Source organism: Bacillus sp. TH13 (genome assembly GCF_016651175.1).
In the GTDB taxonomy this organism is placed as follows: Bacteria; Bacillota; Bacilli; order Bacillales; family Bacillaceae_G; genus Bacillus_A; species Bacillus_A thuringiensis_S.
This window is the reverse complement of record NZ_JAEKEJ010000007.1, coordinates 117,671-136,726: the sequence shown is the minus strand read 5'-3', so window position 1 is coordinate 136,726 and position 19,056 is coordinate 117,671. Positions and strand designations below refer to the sequence as shown.

The window sequence follows — 19,056 nt, the reverse complement described above, 5'->3', positions numbered from 1 at the left end:
GAAGGAGAATTTGTAAGCTGTTCAAGAAGTGAAAAAGGATAAAGATATGAGATTACCATAATGGAGTCCTGACGTAGTAATTCGTGATCAATTCCCTGATGAACATAGTAAAATGACTGCTCCTTACTTATATGCTGAGAGTCGATTTGGAAGAATTCTATGGAAAGAAACGAATATTGAGTTATTCGCTGAAAATTGGGAGGTTGTTGAATAATGAAGAATACAGTAACGCAAGAAGATATTAATAATATTTTAGAAAAAACTCAATGGACAGTGAAAGAGCTTCACGGTAAATGCACAGTAGTAGCTGCACAATTACCCTTGACCTTGGAAGAGGAACTTTTACGATTTGTTTTTTTATTTCTCTCCATTAGATATGTGAACTATGGGGAGTTTTGTAAAACATAACTTTTGAATTACTTAATAAAAATATATGCATTTATATTAATGTCAATATAATAACTAGTTAAAAATGGGGAAAGAAAAATGAAGATTAAATTTGATGTAGTTAAAGATGAAAATTTTGATTTTACTTTATTAGAAACAAAATTGCTGAAAACTTTTAAAGAAGTGGATAGTGAAGCAATAATTGAAAAGGTTGAAGATAAATTTTTTGAAAAAGATGATATGAAAACTCATTTAGTGGAGATTACTATTAATGTTACAGGAAAGAATATCGGATATAGATCGGTTTCAGCTAGTATATTTATTGTTCTAGAAAGATTATTAATAAATCTATTCAATATTAATATTAGTATACTTTGAGCATCCAAAACGGGTGATTTTTTCTTTTTTCAACTGTTCAATTGCTATAGGATAAGCTGAGTTCTTATCGACAGTTATAACACGTGGCTTTGAAACATGAAAAGACCGCAAATCTTTCTTGAAAAAGCGCTTTGCAGCCTTCGGGTCTCTTGTTTTGTTTAGGAAAAAATCAATTGTGTTTCCTTTCGAATCAACAGCACGATACAAATACATCCATTGACCTTTTACTTTGATATATGTTTCATTGACTTTCCAAGAGTCATTTGTTTGTTTGAGGTAACGACGGATTCGTTTGTCCGATTCAGGACCATACTGATGAACCCAACGAATAATTGTTGTATGAGAAATGGATAAACCCCGTTCTTCTAGCATTTCCACCAAATCACGAAAACTGTGGTTGTACCGTAGGTACTATCTTACCGTTAACAAAATAATATCAGATTGATAATGCTTCCATTTGAATACATTTTCCTTTTTTATGCCAATCACGCACCCTTTCTAAAGTAATAGTAACAGTATGGCCAAGTTTTATTGATTCATTGCAATTGTCCTTAAGTTTTTGCACCAGAGCCTTATTTTTTAGCACGTGAAAAAATTTGGTGGTTACGGAGATAAAGAAGTTATTGATATAATTAATAATGGAATGAAGTATCATAATTATGGTAACAATCCAGAGCAATACCATTTATATTCCTTACTTTCACTTGCCCAAATGTATAGTGAAAATAACAATTTCGTTGAACTACCCCCACTTTCACTTCGTTTAGAAGTGGGGGATTCCTAAGTAAAGAGTTCTATCGAACTCTAATTTATTAGGCTAGCTCCACAGTCCCTGCGGTTAGAAGCCTTATCGCTTCATTCTTTAGATTGATACTTGCGTTAATATCCCTATCATGATGTGTACGACAAGAAGGGCAGTCCCATTTACGTAGGTTTAGGTTTTTAACGTCTTTGTTTTGATATCCACAACAAGAACATAATTGGCTGGAAGCAAATGTTTTCGATACGACAATGACTTGTTTGCCGTACCATTTTGCTTTATATTCCAACATGGTTCGAAACTGTGACCATGATACCTCACTAATTGCTTTTGCTAACTTATGATTCTTTAACATATTCGATACTTGCAAATCCTCTATACCGATAACATCGTGGTTTTTGATGATTTCAGTCGAGATTTTGTCCAAGTAGTCTTTTCTAGAATTTGTCATGTATTCATGAATTCTAGCTACCTTTACTCGTTGTTTATTCCAGCGAGAAGATCCTTTCATTCTTCTAGAAAGAACACGCTGTGCTTTCGCCAATTTCTCTTCTAATGATCGAAAAAACTTCGGATTTTTATAGGTTGTTCCATCTGACAAAATGGCGAAATCTTTTAGTCCTACATCCATTCCAATGTAAGTTTGTGTTTTCGGAAGTTCTTGCACTTCTGTTTCAACTAATAACGAAACAAAGTATCTACCAGAAGGGTTCCGTCTAACTGTAGCATTTAAAATACGTCCCTTTACTTCTCGACTTTTGGCAAATCGAACAAGACCTAGTTTCGGCAATTTCATTTTGTTTCCTACAACGGCAATGTTTTCATTTGTTTGTTTTGTGGTGTAAGATTGTACAATGTTCTTCTTAGATTTAAAACGCGGGGCACTGTTTTGCTTTTTAAAAAAACGTGTATAAGCATCCGCAAGGTTGCGAACAGACGACTGAATAGCAATACTATCTACTTCTTTTAACCAAACTAACTTTTTCTTCATGGCGGGAAGTTTGGCAGAGCATGTACCATATGTTAAACCTTTACCTGTTTCTTTGTATGCGTTATCCCATAGAGATAGGAAATGATTGAATACAAAACGAGAACAACCAATCGTTTTATTGATTAGAGTTACTTGTGCTTGATTTGGATATATACGAAATTTATATGCTTTATTGATCATCATTTCATTCACCTCCATTTCGGTATAAAACTATTATATACCGAACATACATTCGATAGATAGTGAAGTGATCATAACAAATTGTCCAGTAACACTTTACATATGTCGAACAATTAAGATGGCTTCATGCCATCCCTTGTTCAAAGCCAATTCACCTCCCACCTACTCACTGGGCTGTGGCCCTCCACGTTCCTTGAGGAAGGAATTTTCTTGGCTAAAATGATAAATAAACTAATCTCTTTATATCCATATTGTCTAGATGGTTGGTATTATAGGTTATTAAATGAGAAGAGTAGCAACTTATCACAAAGATATTATTTTGTAGAAGATTGTTTGAATTATATAAAATCTATAGAATTTCCATATTCCACGATTAATGCTAAGGGGGATTATGTATATCGAATATTAGGGATGATATATTTCCAAATAGATAATTATCAAAAAGCTTTTCGTTTATTTTCCGCAATTGAAGATAAAAACATTAATAATGAATTAAACCATCATTTAAACATATTGAAAGAAAATATAGAGATATTTTTAATGAAAAATAAAAAGGATAATGTAATATGAACAAAACTCTAGAAGAAGCGAAAAAATTATTAGATGATCAGGAGAGTATTTTAGCTACTTTAACATGTTCAGTAACTGGTTACATTGTTACGAATAATACTCCACGTCCAGGGAGAATGCTTGCAACTAATAAAAGAATTATCTTTTATTAGTTGCAAGCATTCATGCATTTCAAAAATTAATTAATTGAAGAATTCAAATATAGGAAAATCTTATCCATAGAAAAAAGAGAAAAATATTTGATAAGAAAATAATAATCTACTACAAAGATGAATATACAATGCTTGGACAAATATTGAGCCAGAATATTGAAGAATTTATTGAAGTAATTGTTATTGTTTTATAATATAAGGTTTACTATAAAATCAAAATATAACTCAAGTATATTATATAAAGGACACACCTGTACCTATCTAAAGGGAAGGTGTGTCTTTTTTATTTTAGGATGGAACATGATGAACCTAAAGAAGGAATTACTTTTTTATTGTATATTTATTCGTTTAACTTTTGCTAATGTTACCAATTGTAGCTAGTGCGAAAAATAAGGTCTGGTATTAAAATAGCTTAACATAAAACAGAAATATTCTTTTAATTAACCTAAAGAACCCTTCCACTTCACGGGCTTAGAAACATTTTAATCAACTCTTGTATTTATTATGGTAAATAATTATTTACTTTATTTAATAATTACTTACTGTATTATTAACAAGGTTATCTTATAAAAGTGTAAGATTCTTTTAATTGACACTCGTACATATAAGTAACTATACTAGTTACGCAACGTTTGTGAATATATCTCGAATGGTTCCTTACAAAAAGTATATGTCTGTGGATTTTTTTCGAAATAATAGTTTAATGTAATTAAAAAATATTTATCTGTAATATAGTGATAATAACAACTTAATCTATTCTTTAAACTAACTCGTATTACTTATAAGCTTAACTATAAATGATATATTTACTAATTTGTAATAATTTTTTAGAGGTGTTACATTTTGAAATACAAATTAATTGCTACAGGAATTCTTACTGGAAGTCTACTATCCTACTCATCTAGTATACTTGCAGATACTCATAAATTCCCAGATGTTCCTGCATGGGCTGATAAATCCGTTAATTATTTAGTTGATAAAAAAGTATTGAATGGTTATCCAGATGGAACTTTTGGTTCAAGCGATACATTAGATAGAGCTTCTGCAGCAACAATTATGACAAAAGCCCTTGGTATACACATTGACTTTAATGCAAAACCATCTTTTACAGATTCACAAAACCACTGGGGAACGCCATATATTGCCGCAGCTGAAAAAGCAGGAATCATTAAAGGTGAAGGAAATGGAATATTTAATCCTTCTGGAAAAGTTACTCGTGCTGCTATGGCTACCATGCTAGTGAATGCATATAAACTACAAAATAAAAACACTAGCAATGGACAAAGTAAATTTGAAGATTTAAAAGGACATTGGGGTGAAAAGTTCGCAAATACTTTAATTAATTTAAAAATTTCCGTTGGTACAGATAACGGTTGGCAACCAAATAGATTCATAACACGAGCTGAAGCTGCACAACTAACCGCAAAAACAGACATGCTTCAATATAGTCCAAATAACCCTTTAGAAAATAAAACAATCATTATTGATCCTGGACATGGTGGCGAAGATCCTGGGAAAGCTACAAAGGGATTACCTGAAAGTAAGATTGTATTAGACACTTCTTTACGTCTACAACAATTACTTGAAAAGCATACACCATTTACAGTTTTACTAACTCGTCAATCTGATACTAGACCTGGACATGACCAAAAAAGCTCTTTACAGGAACGTGTTAAATTTGCTAAGCAAAATCAGGGTGATATCTTTATCAGCATTCATGCAAATGCTTTTAGGTAATGCAAAAGGAACAGAAACATACTACTATGAATCTTCTGAATCCGAAAAAACAAATCCTCATGTGGAAGAAAGTCATGTTTTAGCGGAAAAAATTCAAAAACGTTTAGTGGATGCTCTTCAAACACGTGATAGGGGCGTTAAACATGGAGATCTTCACGTTATAAGAGAAAATGATATGCCAGCTGTGTTAACAGAGCTGGCTTTTATAGATAATGGTATCGATTACAGCAAACTATCTACGGAAAACGGCAGAGAGATTGCAGCAGAAGCTATTTATGAAGGGATTTTAGATTATTATGAATGGAAAGGAAATAATGTGTCTGAATATAGGTTGTAATAAGTAAAAGAAAATATAGTAATTCGAGGAATAAAGAATTACTATATTTTTTTTGCACTTTTTTAAACAACAAATCCAAATCGTTATTTTGTGTTTTAATAATATTGGTTCTGGTGCAAAAACTTAAGGACAATTGCAATGAATCAATAAAACTTGGACATACTATTACTGTAGAAAGGGTGCGTGATTGGCATAGAAAAGGAAAATGTATTCAAATGGAAGCATTATCAGTCTGATATTATTTTGTTAAAGGTAAGTAAGATGGTACCTACGGTACAACCTCAGTTTTCGTGATTTGGTGGAAATACTAGAAGAACGGGGTTTATCCATTTCTCATACAACGATTATGCGTTGGGTTCATCAGTATGGTCCTGAATTGGACAAACGAATCCGTCGTCACCTCAAACAAACAAATGACTCTTGGAGAGTCGATGAAACATATATCAAAGTAAAAAGTCAATGGATGTATTTGGATCGTGCTGTTGATTCGAAAGGAAACACAATTGATTTTTTCCTAAACAAAACAAGAGACCCGAAGGCTGCAAAGCGCTCTTTCAAGAAAGCTTTGTGGTCTTTTCATGTTTCAAAGCCACGTGTTATAACTGTCGATAAGAACTCAGCTTATCCTATAGCAATTGAACAGTTGAAAAAAGAAAAAAGCATACCTGATGGTATGCAACTTAGACAACAAAAGTACTTGAATAACATAGTAGAACAAGATCATCCGCTTTATAAAGAAGCGAATCCGTTCTATGCTAGGGTTCAAATGTGTTGACACAGCTACATCCATTCTTTCTGGAGTAGAAGCTATGCATATGATAAAAAAAGAACAGCTTGATTTACGGGACCAGTCTGTCCAAAATCAGAAAAAATTCATCCATCAATTGTTTGGACTTGCAGCATAAGATAAGATTCCGTTAGGGGTATATGCTCTTTATTCCCTTTTATTTTTGCACCAGAACCCCAAAAACACCCATATTAGACCCATAAAGTAACCTTACAAAATCGTAAGATAATTGAAAGAAATTTCCATATGAAGATTTATAGACTTACATTATACTAGGAAAAGAGAAAGAGAGGTGAATGGGTATGAACTCTGAATTAGAACAAAATACGATAAGTAATAAAAAGCGTTCTAGAAGAAAATCAATAAAATGGTTCATTATAATTCCATTTTTCCTATTTATTTTTGGAGGAGTAGGATATGGAGCGTTAATATATAACAAAGCAAAAGCAGTAATAAGTGATGCATATGCAGAAATTGATAAATCATCAATACGTGATAAAGAAGTTGACCCCTTAAAAGATAACATCTCAATTTTAATTATGGGTGTAGACGGAAGTGAAATGAGAGAGAGTCAATACGGTGATGCGGTCAGAACAGATGCACTTTTATTAGCGACAATTAATAAAGATGATAAGTCTGTTAAGTTAGTAAGTATTCCGCGTGATTCACGTGTTTATATCCCATCTAGAAATAAATTAGATAAAATTACCCATGCGCACGTATTCGGTGGTGTTGAAAGTACAAGAGATACAGTGGAAAGATTTTTAAATGTTCCAGTTGATTATTATGTGAAGTTTAACTTTGAATCATTTGTTCAAATTGTCGATTCACTTGGTGGTATTGATGTTGATGTTCCAGTTGCTTTCACAGAGCAAGATAGTAAAGACCAAGCAGGTATGATTCATTTAGAAAAAGGTTACCAACATTTAAATGGAGAACAAGCACTTGCACTTGCAAGAACGCGTAAAATTGACAGTGATGCAATGCGCGGTCAAAGACAACAACTTGTAATTGAAGCAATTGCGAAAAAAGCAATGTCTGTTCAATCAATTAGCAAAATGGGATCTTTACTTGATGCAGTTGATAAAAATATGAAAACGAACTTAACATTTGGCGATATGCTTGCTATTACGAAAAATATGGCAAGATCTAATTTGGAAATGGAAAAAATGCAAGTAGAAGGTACGGATAAACGTATTGATGGTATTTATTATTACATTCCAAATGAAGAAAATGTGAAAGAGATTTCAAATAAATTGAATCAGCATTTAGGTGTAACGCCAAAACCAGTTCGAAATGAATGATAAAAAAAGATTGGCCTCCAAATGGGCGGGGTAATTTTTTTAGTTGGAAAGGCGAAATTTTGTCTTTCTTCGAAGATTGGCGACTTTTTTGAGCAATGTTTAGGATGAGGTAAAAGCATTATTTAGAATAAGAAGTAAGCAGAAAATAATGGTGATGAATATTATCATTACATACTTGATTAGCCATAATGGCTCCCTCCATTGACGATGAAAGAAAAGAAGCAAGTGATAAAGTGTCCATTTCGTCTGTGAATTCTTGTTTTTCAATTCCTTCTTTTAAAACAGATTCCAGCAATATTACCGTATCATCAAATCCTGTTTTAGCAGCGCTTTGTAACTTTGGGAATAGACCTCTACTTTCAACGGCAGTATTGAGCAAAGGGCATCCGCTAGGGATTGGAGTGCCATTTATATGGTCAATTGATTGCCATTCTACTCTGTTCCCCTATCATGTTTCAAATGCGACAATTGCTCCTCATGAAGAAAAAACGAGAACTTAGTGAGTATAAAACCATATATATGATTAAAGACTATTTTCTTCTTCTATTCCAAACTATTCAAAAAAACACCCAAGAGCTATCAAAGGTGTTACTCCGCCTGTTCAATCCCCTACAGCAAAATGGGCGAAAATCTCATCTATACGAGAAAAAAACAGTCTTTGATATATTGGGTGTCGTTTACAATTATACTATTTCTGATAATCAAGCGGCCTAATTCAAAAAATGAAACCAGATAGGGTTTATTTCGCATGCAAACCTTTAAATTCTCTAAGTCTGGCTTTTAAAAAAAGAAAAAATCTTTACTATACTTGTTGTTGTATAAGCTTAGCTTGATAGTGATGTAATGTAACCCCTATTAATCATAATGACGAGCAAACATAGAAAATATATATTAAATTTAGAATTTTTGTTATGTGGCGTTTTTTTATTATTTGATTGGGATCATATATGGTATAAAATCATCATGGGATAAAAGGTAAGTTTCTGTGTTCGTATATTAAACATAGGATAAGAAATATGTGATATACTTTGAGAAGTTTATAATGAATGAAATATGGAGGACTATAATTATGGCAATACTTGTAACAGGTGGAGCAGGATATATTGGTAGTCATACATGTGTAGAATTACTAAATAACGGTTATGAAATTATAGTAGTGGATAATCTTTCAAATAGCTCGGTAGAATCTATAAATCGAGTGAAAGAGATAACAGGAAAACCATTTAAATTTTATAAAGAAGACGTTTTAAATCAAGAAGCACTTGATATGATTTTTACAGAAAATACAATTGAAGCTGTTATTCACTTCGCAGGCTTCAAGGCTGTAGGGGAGTCAGTAGCGATTCCATTAACGTACTATCATAACAACATTACAAGTACATTAGTGCTATGTGAAGTCATGCAGAAGCATAATGTGAAAAAGATGATCTTCAGTTCATCTGCTACGGTATATGGTATTCCGGAAACATCACCGATTACGGAAGAGTTTCCACTCAGTGCAACAAATCCATACGGTCAAACGAAATTAATGATTGAGCAAATTATGCGTGATGTCGCATTTGCAGCTGCAGAATGGAGTATTGCATTACTTCGCTATTTCAATCCATTTGGTGCACACGAGAGTGGGCGTATCGGAGAAGATCCAAATGGAATTCCAAATAACTTAATGCCATATGTAACGCAAGTAGCAGTAGGTAAGTTAAAAGAATTAAGTGTATTCGGAAATGACTATCCAACGAAAGATGGAACGGGAGTCCGTGATTACATTCATGTTGTGGACTTAGCAAATGGTCACGTAAAGGCGCTTGAGAAAGTGCTGAGTACAACAGGAGTAGATGCTTATAACCTGGGCACAGGCATGGGTTATAGTGTACTAGAGATGGTTGAAGCATTTGAAAAAGTTTCGGGCAAGAAAGTCCCTTATAAAATCACAGGGCGTCGCCCAGGTGATGTGGCAGTATGTTTTGCTGATGCATCGAAAGCAAAGCGTGAATTAGGCTGGGAGGCAACACGTGGATTAGAAGAAATGTGTGCAGATTCTTGGAAATGGCAATCAAATAATAAAAATGGCTATTTAGAAGTTTAATGATGAATAAAAAAATGACCTTTGCATAAAAGCGATAGGTCATTTTTTTTATTCATTTTCCATTAAGTTTATTAGCTAATTTAGAAAAGAATGTTCGCTGTTTTATAGGAACATTTGACTGGCAAAACGTATAGTAATCAATATCTTTCACATAAGTAAAAAGCCTAGAAATAGCATATAGGAATGCAATGGAGGATCCAATTGCAAAACTAATGCCATAACCATTAAATCCAAACGGAAGCAACAGGAGACTTAATGACAGGTTTGCAAAAAAGAAAACGGCTGATGTTCGAAAGGCCCCTTTACGATCCTCGAAGTATAAGAGTAATAACGTAGTAACAAGCACCATGCCATTTGCATAAGCACCAACTATAGTTAGTTGCAGGATAGAGTAGTTAAGTGTTCCATTTCCAGATTGTGAACTAAACATCCATATTATAAAAATAATGAGTAAAGAAAAAATACCTTGATTACGAAGTATGCGTTCTATTTCTTGTTTTAAGACAAAGTTCATGGAATCTTTTAATTGTAAAAGCGTATTTAATGTTCCGCCATTGTTTACAGAACCAAAGAACTTTTTATATCTTTCATAAAACCTTGTTTCAATGGATACTACAAAGAAAATATAGGTCGGAATAATACTTAAATACGCCCAGAAAACAGAAGTATCATAAATTTGATGATAAATAAATGTATCTTCAATATTTCCTCGTCCTTCTCCAAACCAAATAACAAAGTTACATACCCAAATACCAATGTTGTAAAATAGGCTCGACCAAAATAGTTCTGGATATTTATCTAAATAAGAAAGAAAGGTAAATTGTTCAGTGGCATCACTATTTGGAAACATTCGTACAATAACGATACTTAGCCATACTAATGTAATGAAAGTACCGAGTGTAAAAGCAATTAATAGCAATAGGGCAGAGCCATGTTCTAATCCAAGTGTAGGATGCCAGTAAGCTATAAGTGCAATTCCAGATAAGGAAAAAATGGAACCAATTAAAAATGCAAGAGCGATTGATTGATAATCTTTAGCCGCTGTTAGATAAATAGACTGAATCCAAATAATATTTAAAGCTAAAAATAAAAATAACATCACGATTTTATAATACAAGGCTAATGGTGTGAAAAATGCAAACAAAAGCCATAAAATAATAGCTAAAAAAGATGTGATTTTCGTCATTCCTAGAAATGACGAAAATACTTTGTCAGCCTTTTGTTCGTATAAAAGGTCAGCTACATATCTAGTTACGATGAGCTGCAATGCTCCGTATATAATTTGAGAAAAGATAAAGCAATATGAAATTGAAATAGTGAAAAGGCGCTGTTCTTCGATTGAAATCGAATGGAACAAACTTAAAATATATCGAATAACTGTTACTGATAAAATAACGACTAACCAAGGACCAGCTGTAACAAATAACGAAAATCCATAAGCTTTTACCCTTGAAGAATAGTAGTCTTCTTGAAATAATTTTTGTAATCGAAATCCTATGCCTGCCACACTTTTTCACTTCTTTCTAAGTAAAGTTTACGATAACTATCAACTACACCTGACAGTTGATAGTACGCTTCAATACGATTGCGTCCATTGTCTCCAAACTGCTGAATGCATTCAGGGTGACGGTAATACCATTCTAAATAAGTAGCAACTTGTTCAGGAGATACAGGTGGTACAACAAATCCACATTGTCCATATAAATCACCATCTTGCCCATAAATTAATTCTTTACAAGAGCCAACATCCGTAACAACCCACGGTAATCCGGCTGCCATACCCTCTAACATAGCTAGGGGCTGTCCTTCAGATATACTTGTTAATACAAGGATATCTGTTTGCTTTAAGTAATCTTTAATATTCACTCTGCCAGTCATTATGACATAATTTTTTAATCCTAATTGCTGAATTAGATCTCGACATTCTTGAGCATATTCCGGCTCTTCGGTATCAGGTCCTAGCAAGTAAAATATAAAAGGAACGTCTTTCTCTAATAATAGCTTAGCTGCATAAATCATCGTTTTTACATCTTTAATGGGCACAACACGTATAATGGCAGAAATAATAAGTTTCTCCGAGTTGTAATTTAATTTACGAAGCCCTTTATAATCAGATAGAGTAACTCCATTTGGAATTATTTTTAGTTTATGGGATGGAGCACCTAATTCTTTTTGATAGGCACTATTTCGGCCGAATAAAGTAATTACGTCATGCGCTTGTTCATATGCTTGATGGGACAAATGGTGGAAGAAAGAAACCCATCTTTTTTTGTATTCAATTGGTATCCAAGTTGATTGAAGTATTTCTTCCTCACGTTCTCGAGAATAAATACCATGCTCAGTTAGAATAAATGGTATGTCAGACTTGGCACTAATTGCAGCACCAAGCAGCCCACCATATCCTGTAGATACAGAATGAATAAGATCTAATTCAGGAAAATCAATTTGTAAAATCTGAATGATTGGTGTGAACATAGATCTCCACATCCAAAAGTAATTTAAGAAGGATCCACTACTTTCTTCATACAAATAACTTTCTTTTACAATTTCATAAAACTCCCGACTTTCAAAGAAGGAGTATAATGTTCCTAGTTTTTGTTTGTTCCCTAATATTTGTAATGCAGCCGTATCGTTAGCTTGAAATGTAAACCACTTTTGAAGCGTCTGTACTTCTTGTTCAGTTAAATTAGTTTTTATATGTTTTGTTTCATTTTCTGATTGTAAAGGAATCATAATGATATCTTTTACGTTGTTTGGAATTTCGTATTGATATTCATCTTCGGTTTTTACTTGAGGGACTATCGCGAAAATCGTAAATTCATGTTCTTTAAACTGCTGGATAATCATTTGTACCCAGCTTGCCACCCCTCCACTTACAAAGGGATAGCTGCCTTCAACGACCAAACCTATTCTCATCTGTTATGCTCCTTTAATTGGGATTGTAGCGCTAGGTTTCGTTAACGTAACACTATAAATTTGGGAATCGAGCTTTTTAACTGTACCGTAAGAGAAAGTACCAGTTTGTAGCTTCTTTCCTTCCTGTACACGTATAATTGTTGAGGTATGGCTTGGTAACCCCTTATATGCAATATGAACAGCTTTATCCTCATAAGAAACATTTAAGTCACCAGTTTGATATATTTTCATAGAAGCAGTTGCTTCACTTTGGGTCATACTTTTTATATAAGGGTATCTTTTTCGTATTTCTTTAATTGTGTTTTTATAGGATTTAAATAACTCTTCCCATGTTAAGTTACCGGAGCGTTTTTCATCAAGGATATCATCAGGATGGACGAAATGTGAGATAACGCCTAAATTCGCGGTAACATCAGTTAAGATAAATTGTTCCTCATCCATGACAGCATAGCCACTTGTAATACGTGGGAAGTGATAAATGTTTTGGTTCTGTATATCTGGCCCGAACTCTTGGATTAAACTACCGTTACTGTTACTTCCTACATATAGGGAGGAAACTGTTTCTAGAGTTGGAACAGCGTCATTTAATGCACTTAATCCGGTTGTATTTATAATATTGGATGGCGGTACATAGGTCTTTAATTTTTCATTTGGAAAGAAGTTATATACAAGTTTTTGTAGAGTATCTAATGAACCCTCCATATCTTCTTTTGAATTCCAAGGGACATATTCGAGTGATTTGTCTACTGGATCTGGTGGTAATAATAAAGGTTGATGGTTATAGCCGTGAATTCCGATTTCCCCACCATGAGCTAATAATTCCCTACCGAATAATAAATAATTATTTCTATTTTTATCTGCAAAGTCTTCAAAAGGTGGATTTACCTCATTTTGGTATGTACCAATTGCAACACCCGTATATTTAATATGCAATTCATTAGAGATATCTTTCATATTTTTCCACCAATGTTTTTTGTAAAAGTCCTCAACAGAGATTTTTTCTGTCGTTAAGCTTTTTAATTTCCCGCTTGGAATCGGAGAGGGGAAGTCATCGATGTACATGATCTCTGCACCAAGCTGTGCTGTAGCAAAGATAGGGAAAATAGTCCCCAGTGATTGAACGAACATTCCTCTACCTAATTTATCGTTCAATGCGGTTGTATTCCAATATAAGACTTTTCCCTCACCGTAGTCATTGGTCCAGAGGATAGGTGTATCTTCTGCTGTAATCCAGGGAGTGGTTGTGTTTTCATCTAACGTAATATTCATTGAGCTATGACTAAACAATGGAGAAGAACTTGGTAAATCCGGATAACCAGGGAATAAAACTTCTTCAAAAGTTAATCCCTTTACATCTTTGAAGCCCACCTTTGTAGTAATACCAAATAGAGCGTTCCAGGAAGGATTTGAATCAAGTCGGTTTGTAATAATAATTCTTCCGCCCATTTGTGCAAAGTTTTGAAGGTCGGCTTGTGGAAGCTGATTCATTACTTCCCCCATAATAATAATCCCTGTATAGGGGGAAGGGACAAGATCCTTAATTTCATTAACTGCAATATCCTTATAATGTAGATGGGCATAATCCATTGCTTTCTTTGTATTAAATTCAATTTGTTGACCTAATTTATCATCTGTTTTTAAAACATATAATTGCATTTTCTGTCCATTTTGTGGTGTGTTTTTTGCTGTGAGTGCCTTAACAGTATTTGTTTCTTTAGGTTTAGGAACAGAGAATTTTTGATGGAAATTCTCTGTTCGATATATGAGAATGGATATAATTAAGAGAAATAAAATGATACTAATAATCCCAATATATATGTTAATTCCCTTTTTCAATGTGTACGCCTCCAAACTGCCTTACGAATAATTGATATTTGCACGGTAGTATATGAATTCTCTCTGTATCTGCTAGATTATTGATTAATTCATAAAGTTTGTCCCATAATTTTTGTTCATAATATATTTCAAGCAATCCAACATAACCATAAAACGATTCAGGATGGAAATGAATAAGATTTAAAAATCGCTCTTCAGATTTTGCATATTGTTTTTTGTGCAGAAATAGGTTTCCTAGTTGGAAAGAGTAAAGAGATTCGTTAGGGAACATTTCTACACCTAGTGTAATAAAATACATAAATTTATCGACTGTTTTTTCTTTTTGTTGGTTAGAAAGGAGGCCACTATCTATATATCTTAAATAATTAGAAACTAGTTCTTTTGCAACATCATTTTCTGGACTTTGTAAAAATTGCTTATGTAAGTATTCAATCTGTTTTTCGTACCGTTCATTCAGCAAATTAATAGTAGTTGCGGCATAATGTACAGTTTCAGGATCTTTATGGTGGATTGCCTCTTTCAACAAGCCCCCTTCGTTAGAAATAGAGGAGGAGCTTAACTGAACAATAAGTTGTTTATGAAGTTCAGGTTTATCTAGTTCTAGTCCAGATGAAAACGAAATTAAATCCATATCTTGTTTAGCTGATTCTAAAATATCCTCATAATTATCAACTTGAAAAGAAATATAATCAGAGTATTGCTGTAACCACTCTGTTTTGGACTTTCTCATATTAAGTAACAACATGATTGCCGATACGATAAGTCCGATGAGCGGTAAAAAAAGAGAAAGGACCAAACAAAATTCAATAACCCCTTTTTTATCTTCTGTAATGAACCCCTTTGTAAATCGAAACAAGAGAAAAACTAAAATAGCATAAATAACATAAAAAAGGAGTAAAATCATTAGGCCATCACTCCTTTAGAAGAAAGAGCATTTTGTATACGAGTTTGAACTTGTTGTAAAAACTTTTCTTCTGTGCCAGGTAATAAAATCATAATCTTTTGCTCAGAAACATTATAACCTAATAAATCAATGTCACGTAAATTTTCTTGTAAAATAGAATTTATTATTTCTAAAGAATCTTGTGGAGCATTGACCTCAAAATAGGAGTATGGTTGAGATAATGTTTTGTAACGTTTCTTTTCAATTTTTAGTAAATGTTCAAATTCATTTTCGTAGTAAATACTTGTTTTAGGGAATGTACGATCTTCTTGACTTGATAACCAAAGATTCGAGGCGTTTTGTAAGCGATCACTCATCCAGCGTAAATACCATGTGAAAAGTTCGAACTGCTCAGAAGTTACTTTTGAAAACTCAATTTCATCTAAGATAATGATATATTGTGCATTATCTTGGAATAGGACAGGACCGACTAGAAGTGGGGCATCCTGAGAATCCTCATCTGTACGGAAAAAAGGTCGATTATGCGTTATAGCATTTTTGATGACTAAAGAAGCATCTTTAACAAAAATAGATTGAGGTAATGTATTTTTACCAGTTTCTGATCTTAATTTAATACGCAGTGATTGTTTATTATTATCAACATGGTAAATACCAATTTTTTCTGCACCGAAATACATTTTTAATACATTCATTCCCTCATCCAATACAATTTCAGGATGTGTATGATTTAAGGCTTTAAACATGTGATACATTTTAGATAAGTGATTATTTGATTCAAGTACACGAGAACGTAATGTAATACGTGTTTCATCCAATTGTTTCATAACATACTTTAATTCTTTATTTTCAGCTTTCAGCTCATTATTTATCATATGTATATCTTCATAACGTTCCTTTTGTGAAGTACTCATAAGTCCACAATATAAACTAATAATGAGTAAAAAAATCCAACTCATCCAATAATCTGATGAATAGAAATACAATAATATATCATGCCCTTTATATATACCATTTATAAAAATATAAACCAATGCTTCGAGGAAGACGAAAAGTGCAATAGATATACCATAACGGCTAGAAATGATTAATGTAATAAATAGGATTATGAAATATTCATACATAGGTGTTAGAAAATCAGTTAGCATTGAGAGTAAAAAAAGTGCAATAAAGAGAATTGTAGGTTCAATCATTTTTGGAAATAAACTGTATTGCTTATAGTACATAAATAAATTCCTTCTTTCATTTGTAAATTTAATTTTGAGGAACATTACATTGAAGTAAAATGCATAATTTAAAAGAACTATTTTGATATATATAATACGTAAGGTCCAAATTATTTTATCAATAGAAATATAGTAAATTCAAGGAAAATAAATTCTGATTTTTGTAAATGTAACGTATTTCTATTGTTATTATATATTTATTAAGTTCGCAAAACTGTAAAATATTAGATGGTTACTATATTTTTATTGAAATTTGAAGGTGTTAAAATTAGTGGAAAGTTATGGCTGTATAGGAGGTAATATTATAATGATTTTGAAACGTCCCATGTGCTTTTTGGCTATATTTTCTTTTATTTTTGCCTCAAGCACATCCGCACAAGCAAATGTGGTGAATCCGGTTTTAAAGAATGTACAAAGCTATAAAATTTACTATGGTGAAGCAAACGAGCAAGTAATTGAGAGACTCTCAAAGTATGACATGGTTATTATAGAGCCATATGCATTTACGAAGGAGCAAATTCAGCAGTTGAAAAAATCAGGAACGGTGGTTCTTGGATATGTAAGTGTTTTAGAATTAGAAGCGTGGCATAAACCGCAAATAGTTGAAAAAGACTATTATTATAGAGATGGTAAGAAAATGAAGATTGAGCAGTGGGATACATATATTATGAATTTAGCTGACGAACATTACCAGGGTATTGTTGTAAATAAAGTAAAACAGCAAATCCTCGGAAAGGTTATAGATGGAGTGTTTTTAGATACAGTTGGTGATATTGACGATTATTTTTATGATCAGCCAGCAATACAGGAGCAAATTCAGCTAGCATATGTAAATTTATTAAAAGAAATTAAAAGTCTTGATTCAAACCTGTTCCTTATACAAAATTGGGGATTTGAAACAATCAAAAGTACATCTTTGAATTTTATACATGGCGTATTGTGGGAAGACTTTAATAAGCAAGTTATTGTGAAAGATGAATGGAGTCAAAAGTGGATGCGCTATTTTAAGCAACAAAGCAATAAAATCGTAACGTTTACTGTTACTCCAGATAAGGTATCTAAAAAATATAGCTCTGTAAACGGGCTTATACCTACCATGAATCGAAATGACATTTATGATAAATAGCAGTTGTTTTGAACCGAAAACTATTAAGGGTTCCGCTGCAAAGTTTAAAAATAGAAACAGATACTGATAAATGAGGAACACAATTTAGGCTGTGACTAATAATTTATGTAATTCTTTGTACGTTGAAAAACCGCAGTTTGGATGTAAACTGTGGTTTCTTTTATATAAAGCATGAATAGTTTCAATTCCCTTCAAGGTACGTGAAGCATGACGAAGATTTTGAAATCATGCGGATTTGGAAAAACGTCGTTTGACATACTTATGGTCTTGTTCTATAAGATTGTTCAAATGTTTGATGGTACAATGAGTTGTACGTTTATAAAAGCCGTGCTCTTTTAATTTGTTAAATGCACAAAGTAGCGCTGGGCCTTGTCTGTCATGAGAACTGTTGGTTCTCCAAAAGCCTTCACCAATCTTTTCATGAAGGCATATGCCGCCTGATGATCTCTTGTTTTTGGAAGTTGAATATCCAATATATATCCATCCTTATCGATCACACGATATAAATAACACCATTTTCCTTTCACTTTTATATAAGTTTCATCTAATTTCCACGATGATTGTAACTTTTTGTTGCTCATATTGTTGCAACGCAAATTGAAGACCACTTGCCGTCGGCGTACCACTATTTGGATTAATTTTATCAATTCCTTGTTTTGCTGATTCTAAACCACTATTTAAACCAGAGTGTAAATTCGTTTTTACACCAGATCCTCTATTATCTAGGATACGACCATCCATTGCTTTATATCCTTTATAATCTTGATAGCTAGTAATCATTACTCTGTCTGTTTTTAGGATCCAACTGCCCCACAGTTTATTTTAATGCCTTTTTAACACTACCTATAGAGTCTTTAAAACTAACACTTACATCCTGTATAATTACAAAATCTATTTTCTTTTTATGTAATGGCCATTGAAACTTCAATTTCCCTTCATGCTCTCTATAACACATATTGTCTGTTTCATTTGTTACTAGTGTATGATCTATAGCCTTTACTGTTTCAGCAAATGTAGTCATCCCTGGGGATACCAACTGGATTAATAAGCACAATATCATAAAAATTGTTAAACGTTTTCTCATAGCTTACCCTCCTTCAAATAATGTAACAGAACATCTTCTAGAAATAATTAATAATTATATATATCTATTTAAATAGCTCCGCCTTTCACAAATCACAAACTCTTTTCATCTTCTCTAATGCTCTTAAAGAACATAAATGGATGACATTATCAACAATATCATCCATTTATGCCAGAATATTCTTTTTAAATTTAAGAAAACTTCAATACACCCTTTGATATTGATAAACTATATAATACGTAATATAATAATATTTTAATGTTAAATAATATTTAGTCGAATTAGAAAGAACTGTCCG

Annotated in this window: 13 protein-coding genes and 9 pseudogenes; 11 read left to right on the top strand and 11 right to left on the bottom strand. The window is 32.8% G+C overall.

Annotation, left to right across the window (positions count from 1 at the left end; all coding sequences use genetic code 11):
• Positions 1–46 precede the first annotated feature (46 nt).
• From JFU02_RS32705 to JFU02_RS02415, 3 genes and pseudogenes are all read left to right on the top strand, one after another.
• Positions 47–214: pseudogene (locus JFU02_RS32705) on the top strand (Thoeris anti-defense Tad2 family protein).
• Positions 214–321, top strand: a pseudogene (locus JFU02_RS32700) (Gp49 family protein); the annotation flags it as partial. The pseudogenes JFU02_RS32705 and JFU02_RS32700, both read left to right, overlap by 1 nt.
• Before the next feature lie 165 nt (positions 322–486).
• Positions 487–765, top strand: coding sequence for a hypothetical protein (locus JFU02_RS02415; protein ID WP_201069597.1), 279 nt, complete (start codon positions 487–489; stop codon positions 763–765).
• Here the strand turns inward: JFU02_RS02415 and JFU02_RS02410 are convergent.
• Both JFU02_RS02410 and tnpB read right to left on the bottom strand, forming a co-directional pair.
• Positions 739–1,245: pseudogene (locus JFU02_RS02410) on the bottom strand (IS6 family transposase); the annotation flags it as partial. The gene JFU02_RS02415 and the pseudogene JFU02_RS02410 sit on opposite strands and share 27 nt — an antisense overlap.
• Before the next feature lie 332 nt (positions 1,246–1,577).
• On the bottom strand, positions 1,578–2,699 hold the full coding sequence (tnpB, locus tag JFU02_RS02405) for an IS200/IS605 family element RNA-guided endonuclease TnpB (RefSeq protein WP_201069596.1): 1,122 nt from the start codon (positions 2,697–2,699) through the stop codon (positions 1,578–1,580).
• Positions 2,700–2,906: 207 nt separating this feature from the next.
• On the opposite strand from tnpB, the gene JFU02_RS02400 reads away from it, so the two are divergent.
• The 5 genes and pseudogenes from JFU02_RS02400 to JFU02_RS02380 all read left to right on the top strand — a co-directional run bounded on the left by JFU02_RS02400 (position 2,907) and on the right by JFU02_RS02380 (position 7,583).
• Positions 2,907–3,266 (top strand): hypothetical protein, encoded by a 360-nt coding sequence (locus JFU02_RS02400; protein WP_201069595.1) that lies wholly within the window; start codon positions 2,907–2,909, stop codon positions 3,264–3,266.
• Positions 3,263–3,612: pseudogene (locus JFU02_RS02395) on the top strand (PH domain-containing protein). The gene JFU02_RS02400 and the pseudogene JFU02_RS02395 overlap by 4 nt, the downstream one beginning before the upstream one ends.
• A 649-nt stretch (positions 3,613–4,261) precedes the next feature.
• A pseudogene (locus JFU02_RS02390) lies at positions 4,262–5,492 on the top strand (N-acetylmuramoyl-L-alanine amidase).
• A 192-nt stretch (positions 5,493–5,684) separates the two neighbouring features.
• A pseudogene (locus tag JFU02_RS02385) lies at positions 5,685–6,397 on the top strand (IS6 family transposase).
• A gap of 184 nt (positions 6,398–6,581) precedes the next feature.
• Positions 6,582–7,583, top strand: coding sequence for an LCP family protein (locus JFU02_RS02380; RefSeq protein WP_481748748.1), 1,002 nt, complete (start codon positions 6,582–6,584; stop codon positions 7,581–7,583).
• Between the two features lie 118 nt (positions 7,584–7,701).
• Here JFU02_RS02380 and JFU02_RS02375 read toward each other — a convergent pair.
• Positions 7,702–8,001: pseudogene (locus JFU02_RS02375) on the bottom strand (TetR family transcriptional regulator C-terminal domain-containing protein); the annotation flags it as partial.
• Here JFU02_RS02375 and JFU02_RS02370 point away from each other — a divergent pair.
• Positions 7,980–8,297 (top strand): annotated as a pseudogene (locus JFU02_RS02370) (IS4 family transposase); the annotation flags it as partial. The pseudogenes JFU02_RS02375 and JFU02_RS02370 overlap by 22 nt on opposite strands.
• 355 nt (positions 8,298–8,652) lie before the next feature.
• The gene (gene galE, locus JFU02_RS02365; RefSeq protein WP_201069592.1) at positions 8,653–9,669 is read left to right on the top strand and encodes a UDP-glucose 4-epimerase GalE; all 1,017 of its coding nucleotides are present in this window, start codon (positions 8,653–8,655) and stop codon (positions 9,667–9,669) included.
• 52 nt (positions 9,670–9,721) lie between these two features.
• Here galE and pelG read toward each other — a convergent pair whose 3' ends face one another.
• Genes pelG through JFU02_RS02340 form a run of 5 tightly spaced genes read right to left on the bottom strand, consistent with a single transcriptional unit; the run spans position 9,722 to position 16,548 of the window.
• Positions 9,722–11,176: an exopolysaccharide Pel transporter PelG gene (gene pelG / locus JFU02_RS02360; protein WP_201069591.1), complete on the bottom strand. Its 1,455-nt coding sequence runs from the start codon at positions 11,174–11,176 to the stop codon at positions 9,722–9,724.
• Positions 11,164–12,585, bottom strand: coding sequence for a GT4 family glycosyltransferase PelF (gene pelF / locus JFU02_RS02355; RefSeq protein ID WP_201069590.1), 1,422 nt, complete (start codon positions 12,583–12,585; stop codon positions 11,164–11,166). The genes pelG and pelF overlap by 13 nt, the downstream gene beginning before the upstream one ends.
• A 3-nt stretch (positions 12,586–12,588) precedes the next feature.
• A complete protein-coding gene (locus tag JFU02_RS02350) occupies positions 12,589–14,421 on the bottom strand; it encodes a DUF2194 domain-containing protein (protein ID WP_201069589.1) in 1,833 nt (610 codons plus the stop codon).
• Complete coding sequence (locus JFU02_RS02345; RefSeq protein ID WP_201069588.1) at positions 14,405–15,325, bottom strand: tetratricopeptide repeat protein; 921 nt, start codon at positions 15,323–15,325, stop codon at positions 14,405–14,407. The genes JFU02_RS02350 and JFU02_RS02345 overlap by 17 nt, the downstream gene beginning before the upstream one ends.
• Complete coding sequence (locus JFU02_RS02340) at positions 15,325–16,548, bottom strand: nucleoside-diphosphate sugar epimerase (protein ID WP_201069587.1); 1,224 nt, start codon at positions 16,546–16,548, stop codon at positions 15,325–15,327. Before JFU02_RS02340 ends, JFU02_RS02345 begins: the two co-directional genes overlap by 1 nt.
• A 307-nt stretch (positions 16,549–16,855) precedes the next feature.
• Here JFU02_RS02340 and JFU02_RS02335 point away from each other — a divergent pair, with 307 nt between their 5' ends.
• Entirely contained in the window at positions 16,856–17,674 is an 819-nt protein-coding gene (locus JFU02_RS02335; protein ID WP_201069586.1) for an endo alpha-1,4 polygalactosaminidase, read from the top strand.
• 84 nt (positions 17,675–17,758) lie between these two features.
• Here the strand turns inward: JFU02_RS02335 and JFU02_RS02330 are convergent.
• The 3 genes and pseudogenes from JFU02_RS02330 to JFU02_RS02320 all read right to left on the bottom strand — a co-directional run.
• Positions 17,759–18,249 (bottom strand): annotated as a pseudogene (locus tag JFU02_RS02330) (IS6 family transposase); the annotation flags it as partial.
• Complete coding sequence (locus JFU02_RS02325) at positions 18,215–18,454, bottom strand: hypothetical protein (RefSeq protein WP_201069585.1); 240 nt, start codon at positions 18,452–18,454, stop codon at positions 18,215–18,217. The gene JFU02_RS02325 and the pseudogene JFU02_RS02330, both read right to left, overlap by 35 nt.
• A 37-nt stretch (positions 18,455–18,491) precedes the next feature.
• The gene (locus JFU02_RS02320; RefSeq protein ID WP_201069584.1) at positions 18,492–18,758 is read right to left on the bottom strand and encodes a hypothetical protein; all 267 of its coding nucleotides are present in this window, start codon (positions 18,756–18,758) and stop codon (positions 18,492–18,494) included.
• Between the last annotated feature and the right edge of the window lie 298 nt (positions 18,759–19,056).

Excerpts from the sequence above, each read along its gene's own strand:
- JFU02_RS02415 (WP_201069597.1), top strand. The coding sequence starts at position 487 with ATGAAGATTAAATTTGATGTAGTTAAAGATGAAAATTTTGATTTTACT.
- tnpB (WP_201069596.1), bottom strand. The coding sequence starts at position 2,699 with ATGATGATCAATAAAGCATATAAATTTCGTATATATCCAAATCAAGCA.
- JFU02_RS02380 (WP_481748748.1), top strand. The coding sequence starts at position 6,582 with ATGAACTCTGAATTAGAACAAAATACGATAAGTAATAAAAAGCGTTCT.
- galE (WP_201069592.1), top strand. The coding sequence starts at position 8,653 with ATGGCAATACTTGTAACAGGTGGAGCAGGATATATTGGTAGTCATACA.
- pelF (WP_201069590.1), bottom strand. The coding sequence starts at position 12,585 with ATGAGAATAGGTTTGGTCGTTGAAGGCAGCTATCCCTTTGTAAGTGGA.
- JFU02_RS02345 (WP_201069588.1), bottom strand. The coding sequence starts at position 15,325 with ATGATTTTACTCCTTTTTTATGTTATTTATGCTATTTTAGTTTTTCTC.
- JFU02_RS02340 (WP_201069587.1), bottom strand. The coding sequence starts at position 16,548 with ATGTACTATAAGCAATACAGTTTATTTCCAAAAATGATTGAACCTACA.
- JFU02_RS02335 (WP_201069586.1), top strand. The coding sequence starts at position 16,856 with ATGATTTTGAAACGTCCCATGTGCTTTTTGGCTATATTTTCTTTTATT.
- JFU02_RS02325 (WP_201069585.1), bottom strand. The coding sequence starts at position 18,454 with ATGATTACTAGCTATCAAGATTATAAAGGATATAAAGCAATGGATGGT.
- JFU02_RS02320 (WP_201069584.1), bottom strand. The coding sequence starts at position 18,758 with ATGAGAAAACGTTTAACAATTTTTATGATATTGTGCTTATTAATCCAG.